Annotated in this window: 19 protein-coding genes; 11 read left to right on the forward strand and 8 right to left on the reverse strand. The window is 59.3% G+C overall.

Annotated elements, in window-relative coordinates; genetic code table 11:
• Window positions 1-105 precede the first annotated feature (105 nt).
• From LJD29_RS15490 to LJD29_RS15515, 6 genes are all read left to right on the forward strand, one after another.
• The gene (locus tag LJD29_RS15490) at window positions 106-1,359 is read left to right on the forward strand and encodes a flavin monoamine oxidase family protein (RefSeq protein ID WP_446742453.1); all 1,254 of its coding nucleotides are present in this window, start codon (window positions 106-108) and stop codon (window positions 1,357-1,359) included.
• A 68-nt stretch (window positions 1,360-1,427) separates the two neighbouring features.
• The gene (locus LJD29_RS15495) at window positions 1,428-2,600 is read left to right on the forward strand and encodes a glycoside hydrolase family 27 protein (RefSeq protein ID WP_446742454.1); all 1,173 of its coding nucleotides are present in this window, start codon (window positions 1,428-1,430) and stop codon (window positions 2,598-2,600) included.
• Window positions 2,597-3,097, forward strand: coding sequence for a DinB family protein (locus tag LJD29_RS15500; RefSeq protein ID WP_446742455.1), 501 nt, complete (start codon window positions 2,597-2,599; stop codon window positions 3,095-3,097). Before LJD29_RS15495 ends, LJD29_RS15500 begins: the two co-directional genes overlap by 4 nt.
• A gap of 290 nt (window positions 3,098-3,387) precedes the next feature.
• Window positions 3,388-5,910: a 2-oxoglutarate dehydrogenase E1 component gene (locus tag LJD29_RS15505; protein WP_446742456.1), complete on the forward strand. Its 2,523-nt coding sequence runs from the start codon at window positions 3,388-3,390 to the stop codon at window positions 5,908-5,910.
• Window positions 5,911-6,057: 147 nt separating this feature from the next.
• On the forward strand, window positions 6,058-6,297 hold the full coding sequence (locus LJD29_RS15510; RefSeq protein ID WP_446742457.1) for a hypothetical protein: 240 nt from the start codon (window positions 6,058-6,060) through the stop codon (window positions 6,295-6,297).
• A gap of 7 nt (window positions 6,298-6,304) precedes the next feature.
• A complete protein-coding gene (locus LJD29_RS15515) occupies window positions 6,305-7,270 on the forward strand; it encodes a sensor domain-containing diguanylate cyclase (RefSeq protein ID WP_446742458.1) in 966 nt (321 codons plus the stop codon).
• Window positions 7,271-7,301: 31 nt separating this feature from the next.
• Here LJD29_RS15515 and LJD29_RS15520 read toward each other — a convergent pair whose 3' ends face one another.
• The 4 genes from LJD29_RS15520 to LJD29_RS15535 all read right to left on the reverse strand — a co-directional run bounded on the left by LJD29_RS15520 (window position 7,302) and on the right by LJD29_RS15535 (window position 12,173).
• The gene (locus LJD29_RS15520) at window positions 7,302-8,213 is read right to left on the reverse strand and encodes a hypothetical protein (protein WP_446742459.1); all 912 of its coding nucleotides are present in this window, start codon (window positions 8,211-8,213) and stop codon (window positions 7,302-7,304) included.
• Window positions 8,214-8,559: 346 nt separating this feature from the next.
• Entirely contained in the window at window positions 8,560-9,969 is a 1,410-nt protein-coding gene (locus LJD29_RS15525) for an L-fucose/L-arabinose isomerase family protein (protein ID WP_446742460.1), read from the reverse strand.
• Between the two features lie 18 nt (window positions 9,970-9,987).
• Window positions 9,988-10,923 carry a LysR family transcriptional regulator gene (locus tag LJD29_RS15530; RefSeq protein ID WP_446742461.1) on the reverse strand — a complete coding sequence of 312 codons (936 nt, stop codon included), beginning with the start codon at window positions 10,921-10,923 and terminating at the stop codon, window positions 9,988-9,990.
• 317 nt (window positions 10,924-11,240) lie between these two features.
• Entirely contained in the window at window positions 11,241-12,173 is a 933-nt protein-coding gene (locus tag LJD29_RS15535) for a UDP-glucuronic acid decarboxylase family protein (protein WP_446742462.1), read from the reverse strand.
• 81 nt (window positions 12,174-12,254) lie between these two features.
• On the opposite strand from LJD29_RS15535, the gene queG reads away from it, so the two are divergent.
• The gene (gene queG, locus LJD29_RS15540) at window positions 12,255-13,355 is read left to right on the forward strand and encodes a tRNA epoxyqueuosine(34) reductase QueG (protein ID WP_446742463.1); all 1,101 of its coding nucleotides are present in this window, start codon (window positions 12,255-12,257) and stop codon (window positions 13,353-13,355) included.
• 83 nt (window positions 13,356-13,438) lie between these two features.
• Here the strand turns inward: queG and LJD29_RS15545 are convergent, their stop codons facing one another.
• Entirely contained in the window at window positions 13,439-13,645 is a 207-nt protein-coding gene (locus LJD29_RS15545) for a cold-shock protein (RefSeq protein WP_446742464.1), read from the reverse strand.
• Window positions 13,646-14,013: 368 nt separating this feature from the next.
• On the opposite strand from LJD29_RS15545, the gene LJD29_RS15550 reads away from it, so the two are divergent.
• From LJD29_RS15550 to LJD29_RS15560, 3 genes are all read left to right on the forward strand, one after another.
• On the forward strand, window positions 14,014-14,949 hold the full coding sequence (locus tag LJD29_RS15550) for a YihY/virulence factor BrkB family protein (protein ID WP_446742465.1): 936 nt from the start codon (window positions 14,014-14,016) through the stop codon (window positions 14,947-14,949).
• 68 nt (window positions 14,950-15,017) lie between these two features.
• The gene (locus LJD29_RS15555) at window positions 15,018-17,186 is read left to right on the forward strand and encodes a PP2C family protein-serine/threonine phosphatase (protein WP_446742466.1); all 2,169 of its coding nucleotides are present in this window, start codon (window positions 15,018-15,020) and stop codon (window positions 17,184-17,186) included.
• 106 nt (window positions 17,187-17,292) lie between these two features.
• On the forward strand, window positions 17,293-18,753 hold the full coding sequence (locus tag LJD29_RS15560; protein WP_446742467.1) for an MHYT domain-containing protein: 1,461 nt from the start codon (window positions 17,293-17,295) through the stop codon (window positions 18,751-18,753).
• Window positions 18,754-18,779: 26 nt separating this feature from the next.
• Here LJD29_RS15560 and lpxD read toward each other — a convergent pair whose 3' ends face one another.
• The gene (gene lpxD, locus LJD29_RS15565; protein WP_446742468.1) at window positions 18,780-19,775 is read right to left on the reverse strand and encodes a UDP-3-O-(3-hydroxymyristoyl)glucosamine N-acyltransferase; all 996 of its coding nucleotides are present in this window, start codon (window positions 19,773-19,775) and stop codon (window positions 18,780-18,782) included.
• Between the two features lie 54 nt (window positions 19,776-19,829).
• On the reverse strand, window positions 19,830-20,741 hold the full coding sequence (locus tag LJD29_RS15570) for a lysophospholipid acyltransferase family protein (RefSeq protein ID WP_446742469.1): 912 nt from the start codon (window positions 20,739-20,741) through the stop codon (window positions 19,830-19,832).
• A 177-nt stretch (window positions 20,742-20,918) separates the two neighbouring features.
• On the opposite strand from LJD29_RS15570, the gene zwf reads away from it, so the two are divergent.
• Complete coding sequence (gene zwf, locus LJD29_RS15575; protein WP_446742470.1) at window positions 20,919-22,286, forward strand: glucose-6-phosphate dehydrogenase; 1,368 nt, start codon at window positions 20,919-20,921, stop codon at window positions 22,284-22,286.
• Between the two features lie 87 nt (window positions 22,287-22,373).
• Here the strand turns inward: zwf and LJD29_RS15580 are convergent, their stop codons facing one another.
• The gene (locus tag LJD29_RS15580; protein ID WP_446742471.1) at window positions 22,374-23,066 is read right to left on the reverse strand and encodes a lipid-binding SYLF domain-containing protein; all 693 of its coding nucleotides are present in this window, start codon (window positions 23,064-23,066) and stop codon (window positions 22,374-22,376) included.
• Window positions 23,067-23,133: the final 67 nt, after the last annotated feature.

Raw genomic sequence — 23,133 nt, forward strand, 5'->3', positions numbered from 1 at the left:
CAGCAAATTGTCATCCCGAACGAAGTGAGGGTCTGCACTTAAACTTTCGGAACAGCGATAACTCCTGAAGAAAGTGCAGCTCCCTCGTCCGGTTAACATGAACAAATGAACTTCGACACTATCGTGCTCGGCGCAGGCGTCGCCGGACTCGCCGCTGGTCGCTCTCTCGCGGAAGCAGGCCAGCGGGTCGCTATCCTTGAAGCACGCGACCGTGTAGGAGGTCGCATCTTTACCACGCACTCTCCGGGCACGGATTATCCCATCGAACTGGGAGCGGAATTCGTCCACGGCTGCCCGCCGGAGTTGCTGCAGCTCATCGAAGAAGCCGGATTGCCGATTTACGAGCGCGACGGCAGGGCTCTTTGCTTCGAGAATGGCCGATTGGAAGACTGCAGCTTCGGTGACGCATTCCATGTTCTGGATGAGCTGCCCGCCTCGCCGGACATGACCTTTGCCGAGTTCCTCGCAACGAAGACACTCCCCGAGGAAACCGCGCAGCGCACCGCCAGTTACGTTGAAGGCTTCAATGCGGCAGACGCGCAGCGGATCGGAACGGCATCCCTGCTGAAACAGCAGCAGGCCGAAGAAGAGATCGAGGGCGATCGAGGATTTTGTATTCGCAACGGGTACGAAAATCTGCCGCTGTATCTGGCCAAGCGATTCCGTGAAGCTGGAGGCGAAATTTATCTTCAGACCCTCGTTGAAAACATCACATGGAAACCCGGCCACGTCACAGTGCACACCGGGAATCCTGCAGTCAGCCAGCTTTCGGCACCTCGCGTTGTAATCGCCCTGCCGCTGGGCGTTCTGCAGTCCGGCTCGGTCAGAATCGCTCCGGCAGTCGGTACGCAATCGGCCATCGATAAACTGGCCATGGGCACCGCGGCGCGCATTACCATGGTCTTTCGCGAGCGCTTCTGGCTCGACGCCGCTCCCGATCTCAGCTTTCTCTTCTCACGCGAGCAGATTCCCGCGACATGGTGGACCGTCTCGCCCGATCCCGCGCCCGTGCTCACCGGATGGGTCGGCGGACCCCGCGTCCATCAGCTGCCATCCGGTGAAGCGCGGAAGAACCAGGCACTCGCCGTGCTGCAAAGAGCCTTTTCGCGGAGCGATCTCGCGGAGCTGCTTGTCTCCTGGCATACGCACGACTGGCAGGACGATCCGTTCAGCAGGGGAGCTTACAGCTACGCACCCAAAGGCGCCTTGCAGGCATCCAGCGAACTGGCTCAGCCCAACGACAACACCATCTACTTCGCTGGAGAACACACCGACATCACCGGCCATTGGGGCACGGTGCACGGAGCGCTGCGCTCGGGCCTACGGGCTGCAACACAGATCCTTTCGCAGGTCTCTTGAAACCTCAGGCTCCTCGCATCGTGTAAACTTCGCTGCGAAACAAAAATAAATCGGGGAGCCACGCCCAAATGTCTCGACGTTTGTTGTCGTTTATTGCCGCCTTCATTTTTCTCACCGCTTCTGCCTTCGCACAGAAAGTCGCAGCAACTCCGCCGATGGGCTGGAACAGCTGGAACCACTTCGCCGACAAGGTGACCGATGCCGATGTCCGTGCCGCCGCCGATGCGATCGTATCCAGCGGCATGCGCGACGCTGGATACATCTACGTCAACATCGACGACACCTGGGAGGCCGGACGCGATTCGAACGGCAACATCCAGACAAACAAAAAATTCCCTGACATGAAGGCTCTCGCCGACTACGTTCACTCGAAGGGACTCAAGCTCGGCATCTACTCCTCGCCTGGACCCAAGACCTGTGCCGGTTATGAGGGCAGCTACGGCCACGAAGAGCAGGATGCGAAGACCTATGCAGCCTGGGGCATCGACTACCTCAAGTACGACCTCTGCGGCCTGCGCGAAGTCATGGACAAGCAGTCCGGCGGCGATCGCCTGAAGGCCTTCGTGATTCAGAAGGCAGCTTACGAAAAGATGCACAAGGCGCTCGTTGCAACCGGACGCCCGATCCTCTTCAGCCTCTGCCAGTATGGCTGGAATGACGTATGGGCATGGGGCCCTGAAGTCGGCGGCAACGCATGGCGCACGACCGGCGACATCAACGATACCTACGCCCGCATGGAAACCATCGGTTTCTCCCAGGCGGGATTGTCCAAATACGCTGCACCCGGCCACTGGAACGACCCGGACATGCTTGAAGTCGGCAACGGGGGCATGAACGCCGACGAGTACCGCACGCACATGGCCCTGTGGGCGGTTCTGGCCGCGCCGTTGCTCGCCGGCAACGACCTCAGCAAGATGTCGAAGGAAACACTCGGCATGTTGACCAACAAGGACGTGATCGCAGTTGACCAGGACGCGCTCGGCAAGCAGGGTGACCGCCTCTGGGCTGTCGGTCCCTACGAGGTCTGGGCCAAGCCGCTCTCCGGCGGAGCCAAGGCCATTGCGCTCTTCAATCGCGGAGAGCTCGCCTCACCGATGACCCTTCGCCTCAAGGACGTGGGCTTCCCGCAGGGAGCAAAGCTTCGCGACCTGTGGAAGGGAACCGAAGTGACTGCGAAGAACGGCGAAGTCACCCAGGTTGTGCCCTCGCACGGTGTCCTTTTCCTTAAGGTGAGCCAGTGAGCCTGCCCGGCATCTCCGGCGAAGAGCTGAAGGCATGGGTTGAAAACATGGCCTCGGAGTGGCGGCAGCTTCTTGCCGCCCACCCCGAAGCGCTTGCAATCCCCTGCGACATTCGTGAAACCACGAACGTCGCAGGCCTGCTGCAGCACATCGTCGCCGTAGAACTGCGTTATGCGCAGCGCCTCAACGAGCAGCCCGAAACCGCGTACGAAGACGTCCCCAGCGATTCGGTGGAGAGCATTTTCGCCACTCACGATCAAGCCATGGCGATGCTCGATAACTTAAAGGGCCGTGACGAAGCCTTCTGGAATGAGTGGTTCACCATGACCACGCGCAAGGGTGGAACCTTCCGCGCCCAGCGCCGCATCGTTTACGGGCACCTGCTGCTTCACGCCATCCGGCACTATGCCCAACTCGCCACATTGCTGCGCCAGCACGATCTTGCGCCGACCTGGCAGATGGATTTCATCGCCATGGCTGTTCCCGGTCTGAAGTAGCCGCGCGCCGGGTGATAAACGCGGGTGCGGGTGCCCCATCCATGACAGCCTTATCGTCATGGGCGGGCTCGCACACTTCCCAAATGGGTGCCCCATGTTTCGCTTGTGAGACATGGGCTTGCAGCTTAAATCTTTCAGGCGTTGCCGAATTGGGAACGCCAAGCTCAACTCCTGCAATGATTTCGCGCCACCGGTCTGGAAAGAGCTAAAATAAAGTTTGCGATGCGGCGAGCGCGGAACGCCTGGAGCCTGAGCGCCCCAGAAAATCAGCCGGCTGCATCCCCATGGATATGAGTACAACCAAGCTGGCACCCGACCCCTCGACCGCCCCCTCCGTACAGCAGGCTTCCCTTACGCGCGAACAGATTTTCGAGACATTCCGTCGCTGGGGCTACCTCCAGGCGAATCTCGATCCCCTCGGACAGTACCTTCCGCCCGAAAAAGTCTCCGAACTCGACATCGCCGGCCCCGACGCGGACGAAGCCCGCAAGTATTACTGCTCAACCGTCGGCGCTGAGTTCATGCACATTCCGTCTCCCGAGCGCAGACAGTGGATCGCCGAACGGCTCGAGGCCGATGCCCTCGCTGTCGACGAAGCCGCGCAGCACCGGATTCTGGAACTGCTGACCCGCGCCGACATGTTCGAGCAGGTCATCCAGTCGCGCTACCTCGGTACCAAGCGTTTCTCGCTCGAAGGTGTCACGGCGCTGATCCCGTTCCTCGATGAGCTGTTGAACCGCGCCTCCGAGTTAGGGGCAGAGAAGTCGATGATGGCCATGAGCCATCGCGGACGCCTCAGCGTCATGGTGAACACCTTCGGCAAATCCGCCAGCGATATCTTCTCGAAGTTCGAAGACGTCGACCCGCGCAGCATACTGGGCGGCGGAGACGTGAAGTATCACGTCGGCGCGACCGGAACCTACCCCACGCGCAACGGCGAAACGATGGCGCTTCACCTGGTCTCGAACCCCAGCCATCTTGAGGCTGTCGACCCTGTCGCCATGGGCCGCGCACGCGCCAAGCAGCAGCGCTATCCGGAAAAGGGCGAAGAAAAGGTTCTGCCGGTGCTCATCCACGGCGATGCCGCTTATGCCGGGCAGGGAATCTGGGCCGAGACGCTGACCCTCGCCACCATTGAGGGCTACACCGTCGGCGGGACGATCCAGATCATCGTCAACAATCTCATCGGCTTCACCGCCGAGCCGGAAGAATCGAACTCCACGCGTTTCTCCTCTGACATTTCGCGCCGCCTGCCTATTCCCATCTTCCACGTCAATGCGGAAGACCCGGCAGCCGTTGTGCGCATCGCCGCGCTGGCCGCGGAATATCGCCACGCCTTCAAGAGCGACGTAGTCATCGACCTCATCGGCTATCGCCGCCACGGTCACTCCGAGGTCGACGACCCGACCATCACGCAGCCGCTGCGCTACGCGCGCATCAAGAACCATCCTCCGCTCTACGAGATTTACGCCAAGCAGATCGGTGCGGACATCGCTCCGCGCGTGCAGGAACTGCAGGCCGAGTTCGCCGAGGCCCAAAAGCAGGCCACGACCATGCAAAAGATGGCCGTGCTCGCCAAGCTGCCCGAATACTGGTCGGCCTACACCGGCGGCCCTTACAAGCCGGAATACGAAGTGGAGACCGGCATCAGCCGCGAGGAGATCGGCGAGCTGACCAGGGCGCTCACCAGCTATCCCGAGAGCTTCCACATCCACGCCAAGATCAAAAAGTTACTGGAACAGCGCGCCGAGATGGGCAGCGGGCAGAAGCCCCTGGACTACGGCATGGCCGAGGCCGTCGCCTTCGCCTCTCTGTTGAAGTCGGGAACGCCGGTTCGCCTCAGCGGGCAGGACAGCCAGCGCGGCACCTTCAACCAGCGCCACTCCGTGCTGATCGACATCGAAAACGAAGAGTCGTGGGTTCCGCTCCGCCATCTCTCCGATGATCAGGCGAAATTTGAAGTCTACAACTCCATGCTTTCCGAGGCCGGCGTTCTCGGCTTCGAGTACGGATACAGCCGCGACTACCCTGAATGCCTCATCCTGTGGGAGGCCCAGTTCGGCGATTTCGCCAACGGCGCACAGATCATCATCGATCAGTTCATCTCCTCGGGCGAAGACAAGTGGGGGCTGCTCGGCGGCGTAACCCTGCTGCTGCCGCACGGCTACGAAGGTCAGGGCCCGGAGCATTCCTCGGCGCGCGTCGAGCGCTACCTGCAGCTGGCCGCGCATGACAACATGCAGATCTGCCAGCCTTCCACCGCCGCGCAGTACTTCCACCTGTTGCGCCGCCAGGCTCTGCGCAAGTGGCGCAAGCCGCTGGTTGTGTTTACGCCGAAGAGCATGCTGCGCCACCCCGACGCGGTATCGCCGATCGAGGATTTCAGCCGCTCACGCTTCCTCAACGTACTTCCGGAGACGGAGATCCAGGATGCGAAGCGCCTGCTGATCTGCACCGGAAAGATCGGTCACGAGCTGCGAGTCGAACGCAAGAAGCGCGGCGACAACACTACCGGCATCATCTTCCTGGAGCAGATGTATCCGTGGCCCGAGGCCGAGCTGGCAGCTGCCATCCAGGCGCATCCCCATGCTCATGAAGTCATCTGGGTACAGGAAGAGCCGGAGAACATGGGTGCGCATGCCTACGTACTGCCGCGCCTGCGCCGTGTAGCCCGCGACCGCCAGGTGCTCAGCATCAAGCGTTCGGCGGCGGCATCGCCTGCAACCGGTTCGCCCAAGGCGCACGAGATGGAACAGCGCACCTTGATTGAGCTGGCTCTCAGTTCCGGACTGCAGGAAAAGCTCAAAAGATAGCGAGACCAGTGAACACGAGAAGAGGAGGCGAATACGCCTCCTCTTTTCACGTCATACACCCCGGTACCAATTTGTTTTACATTTAGTAAACTCCTGCCTCGATCATTTCGCACTTCACCGTAACCGATTTACCATAGGTGAAAATCTATGACGAAGGCGAACATGGAGAGTCCGACAGAGTCGATTGCTCAGAACGCGTTCTCAGATCTTGATGTACCTCCCCAGTTGGAAGACAGCCTTCGTCGCCATCGTGCGAACCTTATCCAGTTCATTCGCAACCTGCAGACCGCAGGCATCAACGACATGCAGATCGAAGAAAGCGTTTCGCTGATGATCGCCTCCTACCGGGAGGAACTGGTTCGGACGATCAAAAGCATGGTGAGGTAAACCGGACATGGACGAAAAACTAGCCGACGAATCGGGGCGCCTTGCTGCTCTGCAGCGGTATGAAGTTCTGGATACGCCTCGCGAAGCCTCTTTCGACCGCATCACGAGTCTTGTTCAGGCCATCTTCAATGTGCCGATCGTTCTCGTCTCCCTCGTGGACCGCGACCGCCAGTGGTTCAAATCATGCATCGGGCTGGACATCGACAGCACCAGCCGCGACATATCCTTCTGCACTTACACGATTCAGGCGCGTGAACCGCTTCACGTTCCCGATGCGCTGGAGGACAGCCGCTTCGCCACCAGCGTACTCGTCACCGGCAAGCCTTATATCCGCAGCTATCTCGGCATCCCCCTCACCACCAGCGACGGCTACAACGTAGGCTCGCTCTGTGCCATCGACACCAAGCCTCGCGAATACTCTGCCGAGCAGATTCAACTGCTGGGAAGCTTCGCATCTCTTGTAGTCGACGAGCTCGAGCTGCGCCGCATCGCACAGACCGACTCACTCACCGGGGCGGCTACGCGTCGCGGCTTTCTTCTCGAGATGGAAAAGCTCATTGCCCGCTCCAGCCGTAACGGGCGGCCGAATTCTCTGCTGCTGCTCGACATTGACCATTTCAAAAGCATCAACGACACGCACGGGCATCCCGCTGGAGACACAGTGCTGCGCAGCGTCAGCGACCGGCTCTACCAATTGCTGCGTGCCGGTGATGTGCTGGGACGCATCGGGGGCGAAGAGTTCGGTGTCCTGCTTCCCGACACCGATATCCAGGGAGCGTACGAGACCGCCGAGCGCCTGCGCACCGGAATCGCCGCGGCTCCACTCTGCTTCAATCCGCTGCTCAATGTAACTGCAAGCTTTGGGGTCTGCAGCTGGCAGCCCACGTATACGGCGGACGAATGGCTGGCCGGAGCCGACAAGGCGCTCTACGAGGCCAAGCGGACCGGACGCAACCGCTCCTGTCTCAACTAGATCGCTCCAGTTAAACCCGGGCCGCGAAACTTCACGCGGCCTCAGGTTTCGTGGGATCCGGATGATGTCCGAGGCCTTCCAGAGCGTGGGCCGCATCGCGAAATGCCCGGTAAATCACGCCCTTCGTATGGTCGATCGTTGCAATCTTTCCTGGCTCCATGGGGTGCAGCCCAAGCCGCCGCATACGCGCGTTCACCCTGAAGGCATCTGCCACGTCATCGTTCCGGCGCTTGAAATTCACGCTTACCGAGATCGATACCTCCGGTCCGTTCCGCACCCAGTGAGGAAAGAGCACCGGGTTGCTCACTCCGATTCCAGGCTGCAGACGGAAGCACCATGCCCGCGACTGCAGCGCCTCCCGGTAGGTGGCTGCGTGAATGTCGCCTGTCCAGAAGTGTTCGATTTCTATAGCCGGAAGTATCTCGCGGTCGGTCCCGTCGAAGATATAAATGTCTTTCATGCCCTGTATCTGCATAAGAAGATTTGCCTCGCCGTCAATGTGGTACGGAGTCACGCGCTCTGGAGAGGCAATCAGAATAGTGATTACAGTGTCCCGATAATGCGACCGCATATCGATGCCGGTCATCTGCGTGAGCTCGTTCGTCAGCTCCTCGGCAACATCGGCGTAGTCGGGTTCGGCCTGCACTCTCTTCAGCATCACCAGTGACTGCCGCTCTTTGAGCGTCCGCAGGCTTTCGAGCAGCGAAGCCGAAGGCAGGCGGCTACCCCATCCCATACCCGGATGCGGCTGACCTTCTTCGATGTAGTACCTTCCGGGAAAAGCTGATAACCGCTCGGCCAGGGCAAGCAGCGAATCCATGCGGAACAGCGGCGACTCGTGCAGGGAGTGTGAGAAGGAAAACGCGGTGCGATCGAAGTTGTTATGGAATGACCTGTCGGCAAGCATTCCGTCCTGCAGACAGCGGGGCTGAAGAGAGTCCATGGAAAACTCCTCGTCAGGGTTTTGCACTCGCCCGAACCAGCGCGGAGGTCCGACCGTTCACTGCTGACTTCAGACAAAGTTTCCAGGGTAACGCATGGGGGATATGCGTGGACCAAAAGTACCACCGACTTATAGGTACAGCAACAGGATTTTTATAAGTCGTTCATCCGCCAAGATACTAAGTTCAGAAGCTGGCGTAGCATGGCACGGCTGGCCGCCGGCAGCGGATCTGGTATCAATGCGCGGCTTCGGCTTCAGCCGGGCCGATCCGGCGAAAGACAAAGCCCGGAACCATCCGGAATTTCTTCCGTCTGGTGCCGGGCTTTTGTCCTGTGTTCCTGGCAGCTTACTCGTGGTGATGCATCTCCCAGCCAAGATAACGAACCGCTGCTTCATAGATCGGGCTTGCGGTGGTCGAGAAGTTTGCCGCAACGTGATGCTCGAAGCCCTTCTCGCAGATGTAGCGCAGCAGCTTCTGCATGTTGGGAATCTTTACCACGCCCGCGCCGCCGAATGTTTCCAGCGGATCGTTCGTGAACTCGCCTTCGCCGACATAGCCGCGGATCTTTCCCGAGAATTCGTCGGTAGAGAAGCGCAGGTAGGTCATCGCGCCCGGCTTCACGCGGCCCACGCAGGTGCCGAAGGTGTTTTCCTTGCCCACGGTTCCGGCGATGATCGCCTGGAAGTCCATCACCACGTCCTGGAAGAAGTGCTTGGGCAGGTTCGAGCAGTGGAAGCAGACAGCCTTGTCCGGATCGTTGCCGTAGTTGTTGTTCCAGTCGAGCAGCGCGCTCGGCGTGCCGCTGGCCAGTGCCATCGCATGCATCGAAAGCACGCCGACGACGTCCACTTCGCAGGCGCTCGGCAGCAGGTTCTCGCTCATCATGCTCATGATGGTGCAGGGAACCACGCCGAAGTATTCTTCGAGCGAGGTCCAGCACTGGATCGCGCTGATAGAGCAGTAAGTCTGCGCCATCCACTGTTCGATCACCGTGCCCAGCTTGCTCATCTTGATCAGCGCTTCGGTCGGAATGCCGTTCGTCGAGACGTACGCCTTGATCGCGGCCAGCTTGGCCTGCACAGCGTCGTCGTTGTCCTTGAGGCGATCGATGCGGCCCATCACTTCCGACAGGTCCAGCGTTTCCACCGAAATCCCCGAGCGCTCCAGCAGCTTTTCGCTGTAGCGGACAGTATTGAATGCCGCCGGACGCGCGCCCAGCGCGCCGATGCGCAGGTTCCGGAATCCGCCGACGACACGGCAGACAGCGGCAAACCATTCGAGGTCCTTGAGGAACTCTTCCGACTTCGGAGCCACCGTGTGCAGCGCCGTCAGCGAGTAGGGAATGCCGTACTGCATCAGGTTGTTACAGGCAGACATCTTGCCGCAGAAGCTGTCGCGGCGATGCGAGATCTTCATGATGTCGGTGCGGTCAGGCGTCGCCTGCACCAGCACCGGAACCTTCAGCGTCGAGTAGCGGATCGCGTCAGCAACGCCGCGCTCATCGCCGAAGTTCGGCAGCGTCACGATAATGCCGTCGATCTCATCCCGATGCTTGCGGAAGAGGTCGCCGCAGCGGCGAGCCTCCTCATGCGTTTCGACTGCGCCATATTTCGATTCTTCCGGTGTAAGTGCGATTACGCGAATGCCCGCGCCCTCGAGCACGGCAATCATCTCTTCGCGGCCTTCCTTGGCCAGGTGATCCGGGAAGAACCCACGGTTGCCCACGACTAATCCAAACGTCAATTGCTTCTTCATCTTTTCCCTCGCCGATGCTTATTTCGTCTGTCTGGTCTTGCTGGTTGTAGCAGGTGGAGTTGCGGGCACATGCGGACGCGAACGTCCGGTAGCGATTTCAAGGAATGCGTGCGCCGCGCGGGTCAGTGTCTTGTCCTTGCGGTAGATCACGGCCAGCTCGCGGTTCAGGCGCACGCCTTCCACACGGATAATCTCGAGCAATCCCAGCTTCTGGTCGGCCAGCACGTTGGCGCGGGGCAAAAAGCCCATGCCCAGCCCTGCGACCACCAGCCGCTTCAGCAGCTCACTCGACTCAACTTCCATCGCCACACGCGGCTGCACGTCATGGCTGCGGAAGAGGTCTTCAATCAATTCCCGCTGGCGGCCCTGCTTCGGCAGCAGAAGGGAATGCTGCAGAATCTCGGCAAACTTGACCGTATCGCGCTCGGCCAGCGAGTGGCCCTTCGGCGCAACCAGGACAATCTCGTCGCGATGAATGCTGTCGACGGTCAGCCGCGCGTCTTTCAACGGCAGCGAAACCACGCCGAAGTCCACCTCGCGGCTCAGTACCGACTCGACCGACTGAGCGCGGTCCGCACGCACAATGCTCAGCCCAACCCGGGAATATTGTCGTTTGAACTGCGCAAAAACGGAAGGAAGTACATAGAGGCTGGTCGCCTCGTTCGCGCTTACGGAGATCTCACCGCGTGGCGAGCGGTGCAGCTCTCCCACGGCGACCATAATATGGTTGTGACACTGCAGGCAGTGCTCGGCGAAGGGTTCGAAGACCTTGCCCGCTGCCGTGAAGGTTACCTTGCCGCCATCGCGGTCAAAGAGCCTCGCTCCCACTTCATTTTCCAGCGTCCTGATCTGTGCCGAAATCGCTGGCTGCGTTACTGACAGCTTCTCTGCCGCCCTCGAGAAGCTGCGCAAACGGCAGACCTCCAGAAAAGTGCGTAGCTGCTCAAAGTCCATGCCCGACTGACCTTCCCCAAATGTATTGCAAGCATAAAGAATTGTTTTGCGGCTTGTAAGCCTATCCTTACACCGGCCCGGATTCTCCGCAATCCAGTCCAAAATGGTCGTATTTGTATACAAATAATCCGGCAGAGTCTCAGGGAGCTTCCGTGGGCAGGGGACTGCCGGCAAGAGACACTTCATATCCACAACCACCGGCGACATCTCACATGGTTGTCATCCCGAGCGCAGTGAGGGATCTGCATTTCCCCCGCGCAGGCGAAACCGTCCGCAGAGCCGGGAAATGACAACCATTCGAAGCGATGTAAAGAAGCCTACGCCGGCTCGACAGAGCGGAAGTAGTCCAGGCTTAACCTCAGCCCGGTTTCAAGATCGACCTTCGGTTCCCAGCCCAGCAGGCTCATTGCTTTGGAAATGTCCGGCTTGCGCTGCATGGGGTCATCCTCGGGCAGCGGGCGATGAACGATCCGGCTCTTCGAGCCCGTTACCTTGAGCACGGCCTTCGCGCAATCCAGGATCGTCCACTCGTGCGGATTGCCGATATTTACCGGCAGATGCTCGTCTGACCATGCAAGAGCCAGAATGCCGGCGATCTCATCGGAGACATAGCAGAAGCTGCGCGTCTGGTCGCCTTCTCCATACACCGTCAGGTCTTCGCCATGCAGCGCCTGCACCATGAAGTTCGAAATCACGCGGCCATCGTTCTTCTGCAGCCGGGGTCCATAGGTGTTGAAGATGCGTACCAGCCGCGTGTCGACGCCGTGGTAGCGGTGGTAGGCCATTACCAGCGCCTCGGAAAAGCGCTTCGCCTCGTCATACACCGAGCGCGGACCGATCGGGTTCACATTGCCCCAGTACGATTCTGTCTGCGGATGCTCCTTGGGATCGCCGTAGCATTCGGAAGTCGAAGCGTGCAGAAACTTCGCGCCATAACGCTTCGCTACTTCCAGAGAATGCTTCGTGCCCGCCGAGCCGACTTCCAGCGTCTCCACGCCCAGCCGGTTGTAGTCGACCGGACTCGCCGGAGAGGCGAAATTGAAGACATAATCCACCTTGCCTGGATCGAAAGGCTGGCAGATGTCCAGCTCGCGAAATTCAAAGCGGGATTCTCCTTCGAGGTGTCGCAGGTTTTCGAGCGAACCGGTCGAAAGATTGTCTACTCCAACCACGGAATGGGACTGTTCCAGAAGGGCATCGGCAAGATGGGATCCCAGGAAGCCGGCAATACCTGTAATCAAAACGCGCATAAGCAACTTGTCCGATACTAAGGAACCGTTTTTGAAAACGCAATGAACGGCTCATTGCCACAGTGTGTCAGTCTAAAAGGAGTGCCATTTACCTCCTCCATTGTCGATGCTCTTGCCCGCGAGGCCGGGTTCGCCCGTGGCGGAGTTGCCGCTCTGCCTCCGCCCGGTGACCCCGAGAGCGCAGAAGAGCGCAACCGCTTCGAGCATTGGATCGCCACTGGAGCCGCCGGTGAAATGGAGTACCTGAAGCGCCGCAACGAGCAGGGCGAACTCCTGCGCACCTCAGTTCGAACAGTATTTCCCTGGGTGCGATCCGTCATCGTCTGCCTTGCAAACTACAACGCCGCCCAACCGCGCTCCATCGATCCCGCCCCACCCTCCACCGGCTGGATTGCCCGCTACGCATGGTCCGGCCTGCGCGACGATCGTGACGCCATGCGGCCCTCGGATTACCACAAGGTCCTGCTCAAGCGGCTGAACCACCTCGACTCGGCTCTCCACGAGCAGATGGGTGCATTCGAGTCGCGCTGCTTCGTCGATACCGGTCCGCTCGTCGAGCGCGTCTACGCCCGCTACGCCGGCCTCGGATGGACGGGCAAGAATACCTGCATCCTCAACCAGCAACTCGGCTCATGGCTCTTTCTCGGCGTCATTCTCACCGCGCTCGAACCGGAAGAGCTCACCCTGCCCGCCGCGGATCGCTGCGGGAGCTGCACGCGTTGCATTGATGCCTGCCCCACGCAGGCGCTCACCCCATACCAGATGGACGCGAGCCGCTGTATCGCTTACCTGACGATCGAGAAGCGTGGAGAGATTCCGGAAGCATTCCGGGAGAAAATCGGCCGGCAGGTCTTCGGCTGCGACATCTGTCAGGATGTCTGTCCCTGGAACCGTCGCGCACCCATCAGCAACGATCCCGCACTGGCAACCAGAGAAGAGCTGGTGAATCCGGCGCTCGACTGGCTGGCGTCGATGTCGGAAGAGGATTACGCGAAGTGGTTCTACGGCTCACCGGTCAAGCGGGCAAAGTGGGAGGGCTTCCAGCGTAACCTGGCTGTCGCAATAGGCAACAGCAAAGATCCGAGCCTGCGGGAACGTCTTGAAAACTGGGCAGAGTCTGAAGATCAGGTGCTGGCCGAAACCAGCCGGTGGGCACTCAATCAATTCATTCCAAAACCCTGACGCTGGTTCTTTATCGACACGGTCAGCCCTTTGCAGTTGAGGGGAAGGCAAAGGGCTGCCGTGTCCCGGGAAAACTCGATCGTTCAGGCAGCGCGAATGACGTTGGCCGCGTTCAGCCCCTTCGGGCCCTGCTGGCACTCGAACTCCACGGATTCGCCCTCGTTCAATGTCCTGTATCCGTTGTCCTGGATCGCGGAGAAATGTACGAACACATCCTCCCCGGTCGAACGCTGGATGAACCCGTACCCCTTGGCGCCGTTGAACCACTTCACGATTCCGTTCTCTTTCACGTCCACTCCTTTGTTGAAGCTGCCCACATTTCGCCTCCAGGTAAGTCTCACTGAACATCGAATCCGCTGGCAGTTTCCACTCAGGCATTTCGACAGTTCGGAGAACACGCTGAAAGCAACGCAATCCATGTGCAGAAAAACAGGTCTGTTCCAATCCACTTTCCCCGCGAGGTAGAAAAATGGTCCTCATGTTATGGCAGGAAAATGAATTCGAATCAAGAGAAAATTGCGGTCACATGAAGGGCTATCTTGCAGATTACTAAAGGCCAATGTCCGTCAGTAATCACCAATGGTCCGACCAATTTGGCATTGCGCGGCTCCGGCGTCCATCCATCTCCCCAAGCCTCTGCTAGCATCTCCGATTAGGAATGATCACGATCCGGCCCGCGCGCAAGACTCCTGCAAGGCCCAAGGCACCCGGCAGCTGGGGGCCGTGCTGCAGCTCCCTCTGGAAGTATCTGCTCCAGACGGAGGTTCATACTTATGCCTTCAGCGTGGCCGCTAATACCATCCTTTCGCTCTTCCCCTTCATCGTGATGACGTGGACTATCGAGCGCCGCTTCTTTCACTCTCCCGCGATGGAAAGCGTGCTCGGTGACATGCTGCGTTACTACCTGCCGGCTCACCAGGATTTCGTCCTGCGTAACATGGGGCTGCTTGCCCATGCGAAGGGTAAGGTACAGGTCATCTCCGTGGTCTCGCTGCTGATTTCATCCACCGGAGTCTTTCTACCGCTCGAAGTCGCGCTGAATCGCGTGTGGGGAGTTGCGGAGAACCGCACCTACTGGAAGAACCAGTTTCTCTCCCTGGGGCTGGCCTTCGCCGTCGGGTTTCTCGCACTGTCGTCCATCGCCTTTACGACTTTTCAGAACCGGGTGCTCACGGCCTTCTTCATGGGCAAATGGCACAACCTTTCGACCGATCTTCTGGCGCATGTCTTCCTGCGCGTATCGGCGGCGCTGTTCAGCGTGGCCATCTTCTTCCTCATTTACTGGGTATTGCCCAACAGAAAGCTGCCGATCCGAGCGGTTCTGCCTACGGCTATCGTGACCGGCCTGCTCTGGGATCTTGCCAAGAGCCTCTACGTGCGTGTGCTGCCTCACATGGATCTCGAATCTGCGTACGGGCCTTTTTCGGTGTCCGTCAGCCTGATGATCTGGGCATTTCTGACCGGGTTGATCCTGCTCGCCGGTGCGCATCTCTCCGCCACTCGCTACACGTTGCGCCTGGCTTATCTCGCGGACCTTGAGGAGCAGCGCAAAAAGCAGGAAGAGGAGGCAGGGAAGTCAATGGAAAAGCAGTAATCATCTGTGTTTCAACCTCATCCTCTGCTATGCCGTCACCGTCCAACGCTGTAGACTCAACAGCATAGATGGCTACTCTGCGCAATTTTGAAACCCGCGTTTTTCGAAAGCTTCGGCGCGAACCTCCGCAGAGCAAGCTTCATCGCCTTGCGTTCTGGTTTTTCATCATCTATCTCGTGCAGGACGTCCTGCGCTTCATCCCCGGGGCTGCGGGCCAATTCTTTGCGGCTACCGGACTCTTCACTCTTCTCATCCTGCTCGGCCTCTGCATTCCTCTCGCCTGGCGCTGGATTTTCAAAAGCGCTCTCTGGAAGGTTCGCAACCGTCTGGTCGTCACCTATTTGTTAATGGGGCTGGCGCCGGTCATTCTCTTCGTCACGCTGGCGCTGATTGCGCTTTATGTGTTCTGCGGCCAGTTTGCCATCTTCGCTGCCACTGCGCAGATTCAGTCAGAGCTGGCCCATATTTCTTCGGAGAACCGTACCTTCGCCACGCACCTGGCCCATGCGGAGGTGTCTCCCGCCGACAAGTTGGGAATCGCGCTGCCTGAGGCAGTGGAAGCAGACCACGTTCATCCCGGCTTGAAGGTGCAGGCGCTGCGCGACGGGAAACCTCTCACGCTCTCACCCTCGATACTCAATTCGGATAACCCGGAACCGCTGCCCGCCTGGCTCAACCGGCCCTTCAGCGGAGTCGTCGTAGAACAGGGACATTTTTATCTGTGCGCCGTCGATCTCCATTCAGGCGAAGGCCACACGGTCGTGAGCGTTTCCACCGTGCCCCTCACGCGGTCGATCGTTGACCTGGTCGCGCACGGCCTGGGGCGAGTCACCATCATCGATCCCGTGCAGGACAGCGGCAAACCGCATCCCAAGGTACCCATCCGGAGCGAAGACGATGGCCATGACGTGGACATCGATGGGCACGACATCGACGTAGCCGCAACGCAAAGGCACTCTATACAGGGTGGTCATCTCGTTCCGGGCGAGCATTTCTACGACGTCCCGGTCACGTTCTATTCGCCGTTTACGGCGCTCGAATGGAGCAACGGAAGCCAGCACACGACCTTCATGTACGTCAGCTCGCGGCCGTCACTGCTCTACCAGCGCCTGTTCAGCTCGTCGCTTTCAACCGGCATGATTACCTCGCTCAAGTCCGGGGCTATCATCCGCGACATCCTGATCGGCATCGCGATCTTCTTCGGGATCCTCGAGCTTTTTGCCTTCGTCATGGCGGTGCGCCTCAATCGCACCATTACCGAATCGATCCGCGGTCTTTACCAGGCCACGCTCGCCATCGACAGGGGAGATTTCGCTCATCGCATCGAGGTCACCCGTCGCGACCAGCTCGCGGCGCTCGGCACCTCCTTTAACAACATGGCCTCGTCGCTCGAACGCCTGCTTGAAGAGCAGCGTGAGAAGGAGCGCCTGCAGAACGAGCTGGCCATTGCCCAGGAAGTGCAGGCAAATCTCTTCCCGCGCGCCAGCATCTCGCTGCCCAATCTCGAACTGCACGGCGTCTGTTACCCGGCCCGCAGCGTCAGTGGCGACTATTACGACTTCCTGCTCTTCGGGCCTACCGGCCTCGGCATCGCGCTGGGCGATATCAGCGGAAAGGGAATCTCGGCGGCGCTGCTCATGGCCACGCTGCACTCCGCTGTCCGCGCTTATCGCTTCGCCGGAGAAGAGCTGGTGCACGCAGCCGCTCCGGGCATCGCGACTATCTCAAGCACGCATGTGGCCGACGATCCCGAAGAGTGCGGCGAGCTGTTCGAGGAACCGGCTCACATCCTCGGCTTGCTCAATCGCCACATCTACCGCAGCACCCAGCCGGAGAAGTACGCAACGCTCTTCCTTGCGCACTACGATGGAGCCAAGCGTAAGCTCATCTACTCGAACGGCGGCCAGTTACCGCCGCTGTTGCTGCGTTCCGACGACTCCGTTACCCGTCTCGATTGCGGAGGCACAGTCGTAGGCCTCATCGATAACATGAGCTACCAGCAGGGAATAGAGGAGCTGCATAAGGGCGATATCCTCATCGCCTACAGCGATGGTGTAACCGAGCCCGAGAATGAGTTCGGGGAGTTCGGCGAAGAGCGCATGCTCGAAGTAGTACGCCGCAACCGTCACCTGCCCCTGGACGCCATCTCCGAACAGGTGATGCAGGCCCTGCGCACCTGGATCGGCGGCCAGGAACAGCCAGACGACATCACGCTCGTGTTGGCCCGGCAACTATAACTGCCTTTCGAAACGTGAAAGATAATATCTTCCTTGTAATTTCCCTTGCCCTGTAAGCTACTTCGGGATATCTATACTGATTATTCACGCGGAGCATAAGAGAAGCTTGCCGGGATATTACGATCTTTGGACTGTTGCGCTGTCATTCGCCATTGCCTCCCTGTCGGGCTTTGCGGCGTTCGAGTCCGTTCGTCATGCACGGCACAGCAGACACAGGCTTGCGTGGGCCACCATCAGCGGCGTGGCTCTCGGGTTCGGCATCTGGTCGATGCACTTTGTCGGCATGCTGGCGTGGGTTCCGCCGTTTCCACTCTTCTATTCGGTTGGAAGGACCACGGTGTCGATGGCTGCGGCCGTCCTTGCCTCTCTCCTGGCAATGCATCTGGCTGTCGCTCCGGCGTTGCCTTCGCGATTTCGCCTGGTGCTGGGCACCGTATTTGTCGCCATGGGAATTTGTGCCATGCACTACATCGGGATGTCCGCGGTGCACTTCAGCATGCCCGAGATGTGGTCTGTTCCCTGGATCGTAATATCGTGCGTCATCGCGCTGGTGGCATCCTTCGCGGCATTGCTGCTTCTGAACCGCAGCGATCGCGAAGGCTTCAACGTTGGCCAGCAGGTTTTTGGAGCGCTTGCCATTGGTCTTGCGATCAGTGGTCTGCATTACAGCGGAATGCACGCACTGATGCTGCGGCCTGGCAGCGTTGCGCTGCGATACCCCGGTGACGCAGGCGGCGCGGCACTGGCGCGACTGGGCGTCGGCAATGCTCTCATCTTTACCTTCTGCCTGCTTGTGATCTCGTACCATGATCGGCTGCGCCTGATGCGGGCCGCGCACGATGCCCGCATCCGTGCGCAGGATGCATCCCGTATGGCGGAGCAATTGAGCGCCGCGGGTCGTATCGCCGCATCGATTGCTCACGAAGTGAACAATCCGCTGGAGGCTGTGACCAACCTGCTCTATCTCGCCGTGCATAGCGAGATCAGCCCTGCGGCGCTCTCCTACTTACGGCAGGCGCAAAGCGAGCTCCAGCGCGTCTCTGAAATCACCACGCACACGCTCAAGTTCTATCGCCAACAGCATGCGCCCGCCTCGGCATCCCTGCCTGAGCTTGTGGATTCGGTCCTCGTGCTATTCGGGGGTAAGCTCGAAACGCAGCGTATCTCGGTGGAGAGGGAATGGCCATTCGAGATCCCCGAGGTCCAATGCCGTGACGGTGAAATCCGCCAAGTAATTGCCAACCTTGTTGGAAACGCAATCGACGCCATGCCGCACGGAGGGATTCTGTCTGTCTCAATGCAAGTCGTCGGAGGCTCCATCGAACTGGCAGTCAAGGACACTGGCGAGGGGATCTCAGATGAAGTCAGAGAAAAGCTCTTCCAGCCATTCTTCACCACAAAAGGCATCGGAGGAACCGGTCTGGGCCTCTCGATCAGCGCGGAAATTCTTGAAAGGCACGGCGGAACCCTCATCTTCGAGAGCAAGACCGAACCTCCCAACCGGGGCACCACGTTCAGGATGGTTCTTCCAGGGCAAAGGTGGGAGAGTAGACCGCATTCGAGCTGAGAGATCATCAGTGCGGAAGCAGGCTTCTAGTCTTTGCGAGCCAGCTTCGCCAAAGTCGCCAGCTCTTTCAGATACTGCTTCAAAGGCCGTGCCGGTCTTCCCCAGAAGACCACGCCTGCGCCTTTGACCTTCTTGTGTGTGAGCACTCCTGAACCGGAGCCAAGAATCACTTTCTCACCCACCTCGGCATGATCGCCGATGCCCACCTGTCCGCCGACAATCGCCTGTGCGCGAATCGTGCTCGAACCGGAAATGCCTGTCTGCGCTGCAATCACCACGTCACGTTCCACCGTCACATTGTGGCCGATGTGAACGAGGTTATCGATCTTCACGCCACGCGCTATGCGCGTCTCTTCCAGCGCTCCGCGATCGATGGTCGTATTCGCGCCGATCTCCACGCCGTCTTCGATGACGAGGCGGCCTTGCTGCGGAAACTGCAGGTACTCGCCTGTCTCTTCATCGCGCACGTAGCCGAATCCATCGCCGCCAAGCACTGCCCCGGCATGAACGATTACATTGTCGCCAAGCTCCACGCCGGGATACAACACCACGCGCGGATAGATCCTGCAGTTCTGGCCGATGATGACGCCTTCGCCAATGACCGCGCCCGCTCCGATAAAGCTGCCGTCCCCCAGCTTCGCGCCCTTGCCGACCACCGCATATGCTTCGACAGTAAGCCTGCGGCCCAGCAGCGCGCTGCCATCGACGATCGCTGTCTCATGAACGCCCGCTGCTTCTACCTGCGGACGCAGCAGCTTTGCCGCCCGTGCAAAGGCGAGCTTCGGCTGCTTCGCAATCAGCACGACCGTGCTCGTTTCCGGCAGATCGACCGACAGCTTGTAGGAGACAATCACCGCGACTGCGGCCGACTTCAGCGCATGCGCCAGCACGATCGGGTCTTCGGCAAAGACGACGCTTTCAGCGTCCGCATCGCGCACCGAGGAGACACGCGAGACCATCTTTTCCTTCGCATCGCCCTTCAGCTGCGTATCGAGCAGTTCTGCCAGTTGCACCAGTCGCATTTGTTGCGCTCCCGTCTTTCGCTTGCGCGCAGCTGCCGCCACGCGAACCAGTCTTTAAGCCCGTTTGTTGTAGAGAGAGGGCTCGCCTTCCGGCCTCGTCTTCCAGCGGCGATGCACCCAAAGCCACTGCTCAGGATACTGCCGCACATAGCTTTCGATGGCGGCTGTGAAGCGTGCGGTGTTCTCGATCATGTCCTGTTCGTCATCGCCGCTTTCGACTAAGGCAATCGACTCACCGAACCGCAGAACATATTTCTGCTCCGATTCCTCCCAGATCATGAAGCCCGGCAGCACGCTCGCACCAGTACGCAACGCTACACGCGCCATCCCCGCAGCGGTACAGGCCATGTGACCGAAGAAGGGAACAAATACCCCCTGCGGCGGTGTCATGTTTGTGTCCATGAGAATGCCGACCGTCTCGCCGGAACGCATCGCGCCGATCAGTCCTCGTGCAAAATCGTCCTTGTGCAATACGCGATTGCCATGCAGGCAACGGATCGTGTTCACCAGGCGATCCACCTTCGCATTGTCGAGCCGGCGTATCACCATGCTCATGGGATGCCCCATCAGCGAGTGGTAGAAGCTCGAGAGCTCCCACGCACCCAGGTGTCCGGTCACAATCAGTACGCCCTTGCCGCGATCCTTGGCCGCCAGGTAGTTCTCAAGCCCCTCGTAACGAATAAAATCTCGTGTATTTTCGCGGGTGTAAGAGGGCATCTGGCAAAACTCGGCCAGCAGCCAGCCCAGGTTGCGATAAAGAGCGCGTAGAATGCTGTCGCGCTCTGCGGCCGTTTTTTCCGGATAGGCAAGTTCAAGATTTCTGAGCCCTACCGAGCGCAGGCGTCCCAGCGCTGCATAGGCAATGGCTCCAATGGTGGCGCCCACGGCACGTGCTGCGCCTCTCGGCAGCGCGCCCATCAGCTTCACCAGCGTCCAGACGAAGGCGTACTCCAGGTTTTCACGCATGGCAAAGCGGGTCTTTCATCGTTCTTATTTAGTCTAATGGACGGGAGATAACGCGCCGAAGATGCGGCCGGCGTGAGAAGTGAAGTGTGCGCAGAGGATTGCCGATCTTTCTCTTGGATCGTTCGCATCCCACCGATAGTCGAATAGAAGCTACAATTTTTATAGAAAGGTAGTGGAATGGATCAACCGCAGTCAGACGCATTAGTCTTTTTCGGAGCCACCGGAGATCTCGCATACAAGCAGATCTTCCCATCACTGCAGCGTCTCGCACGGCGCGGCCTGCTGAAGGGACCGGTTATCGGTGTTGCCAAAGCAGGATGGAACCTCGATCAGCTCAAAGCGCGCGCGAAGGACAGCGTTGAAAAACACGGAGGCCTCGATCCCGTAGGCTTTCCTATCCTGCTCGATTTGCTTCGTTACGTCGATGGCGATTACAGCGATGACGACACCTTCGCCCGTGTCAAGAAAGAGCTAGGCGGTGCCAAGCATCCGCTGCATTATCTCGCTATTCCTCCCAGCCTGTTTCTTGAAGTCGTCGAAAAGCTGAGACAATCCGGTGGTGCGGAAGGTGCTCGCGTTATCGTTGAAAAGCCCTTCGGCCACGATCTCGAATCATCTCGCAAGCTCAACCTCGATATTCACCGGGTGTTTGGCGAGAACTCAGTCTTCCGCATCGATCATTACCTCGGTAAGAACACCGTTCAGAACATCATCTTCTTCCGCTTCGCCAACTCTTTCCTTGAGCCGGTATGGAATCGCCGCTTCATCGAAAGCGTTCAGATCACCATGGCCGAGAGCTTCGGCATCCAGGGCCGCGGAGGTTTCTACGATGGCGTCGGTGCGCTGCGCGACGTGGCCCAGAATCACCTGATGCAGCTCATCAGCAATATCGCAATGGAACCGCCGCCGTGTCCTGACGTCGAGTCCATCCGCGATGAGCGCGTCAAGGTGCTCAAGAGCGTACAGAGCATTCAGCCGGATGACATCGTGCTTGGCCAGTTCAAGGGCTACCACGACGAGCCGGGCGTAAAGCCAGGCTCAAAGGTGGAAACCTTCGCGGCCATGCGCCTCTACATCAACTCGTGGCGCTGGCGCGACGTTCCTTTCTTCATCCGCACCGGCAAGCTGTTGCCCATCACCAAGACGGAGATCACGGCAAAGTTCCGCCAGGTGCCTCCGGTCTTCTCCGAGACCGTGCCCCCGGCAAACTATGTCCGCTTCCGTGTGAGCCCCGAGCCGGTCATCGCTATCGGTTCCTCGGTAAAGGAAGCCGGAGATCGTTTGCGTGGCTGCATGACCGAACTGGTCGCGACCCAGGAGTGCGGCACCGACAACTTCCTGCCCTACGAGGAGCTTATCGGCGACGCTATGCGCGGTAACCAGGCCTGGTTCGCCCGTGAGGACTACGTCGAAGAATCATGGCGTATCCTCGAGCCGATTCTTGAGGCCGATATCACCCCGCAGGAGTACGTGCCCGGAACATGGGGACCCGATTCCGCTGCGGAAATGACCAAGGATTTCGGCGGCTGGATCGACCCGAAATAAGACCGGTTCGAAGAAATTCCGCAACATCTTACCTGCAGTGAAAAGCCCAGCCGCGAGGCTGGGCTTTTTTGCATCGTGGAGCGAATGTTAATCCTGCGAAGCGTGGAAGTACTTCGCAATCGTACGCACGAACGGCTTCGCGCCATCCGGGGGCAGAACGTTGCCCTTCAGGATCTCCTGAAAGTCATGCGGCGCGCCGTAGTACTCATTGGTGTCATCCATGTTCTGGCTGACCGAGGTGCCGTCAAGATCGATGCCGGCGAAAAGTCCACGGCTGCGAGAGTAGGTCAGCAGCTCAGACTTCAGGGTCAGGTTGGTCGACGCCTGCGAGTTGCGGCCGACCGGGCCGGCGGCAGCAGCAGCATCGCCACCGATCTTGAACTTGCTCTTCAGAAGGTCCTGCATGCCGCGGTCATTGACGGCGACCATTACCAGATCCGTACCCTGTCCACCGATCTGGAAGCCGAAGGAACCGCCTGCCATGCGGATAAATGCCGGAGCGCTCCAGCCATGACCGGTGCGGCAGGTCACAACACCCTGGCCGTACTGGCCGCCAACCAGGAAAGCCGCCTTCTTCAGGCTGGGAACCACGGCCACGCAGGTTGCCTGCTTCATGATGTTGTCGGGAACGCCCTTATCCGGAGTCTGCATAATCTCGTTGATAATGACACGGGCCTTTTCGAGGCGATCGTTCAAGTCAGCTTTGCTCGACGCGGCAAATGCCGGAGATGCCAGTCCAGCGGCGCAGAGGAAGGTTGCGAGAATCTTGGTTGTTTTCATTCGTTCTTTCTCCTGTCTTACAGACAAAACCTGTGGCGGTTTGGTAAGCCGGTCGTCTCCAATTCGC

The sequence above is a fragment of the Silvibacterium acidisoli genome (assembly GCA_022870745.1).
Lineage (GTDB): Bacteria > Acidobacteriota > Terriglobia > Terriglobales > Acidobacteriaceae > Silvibacterium.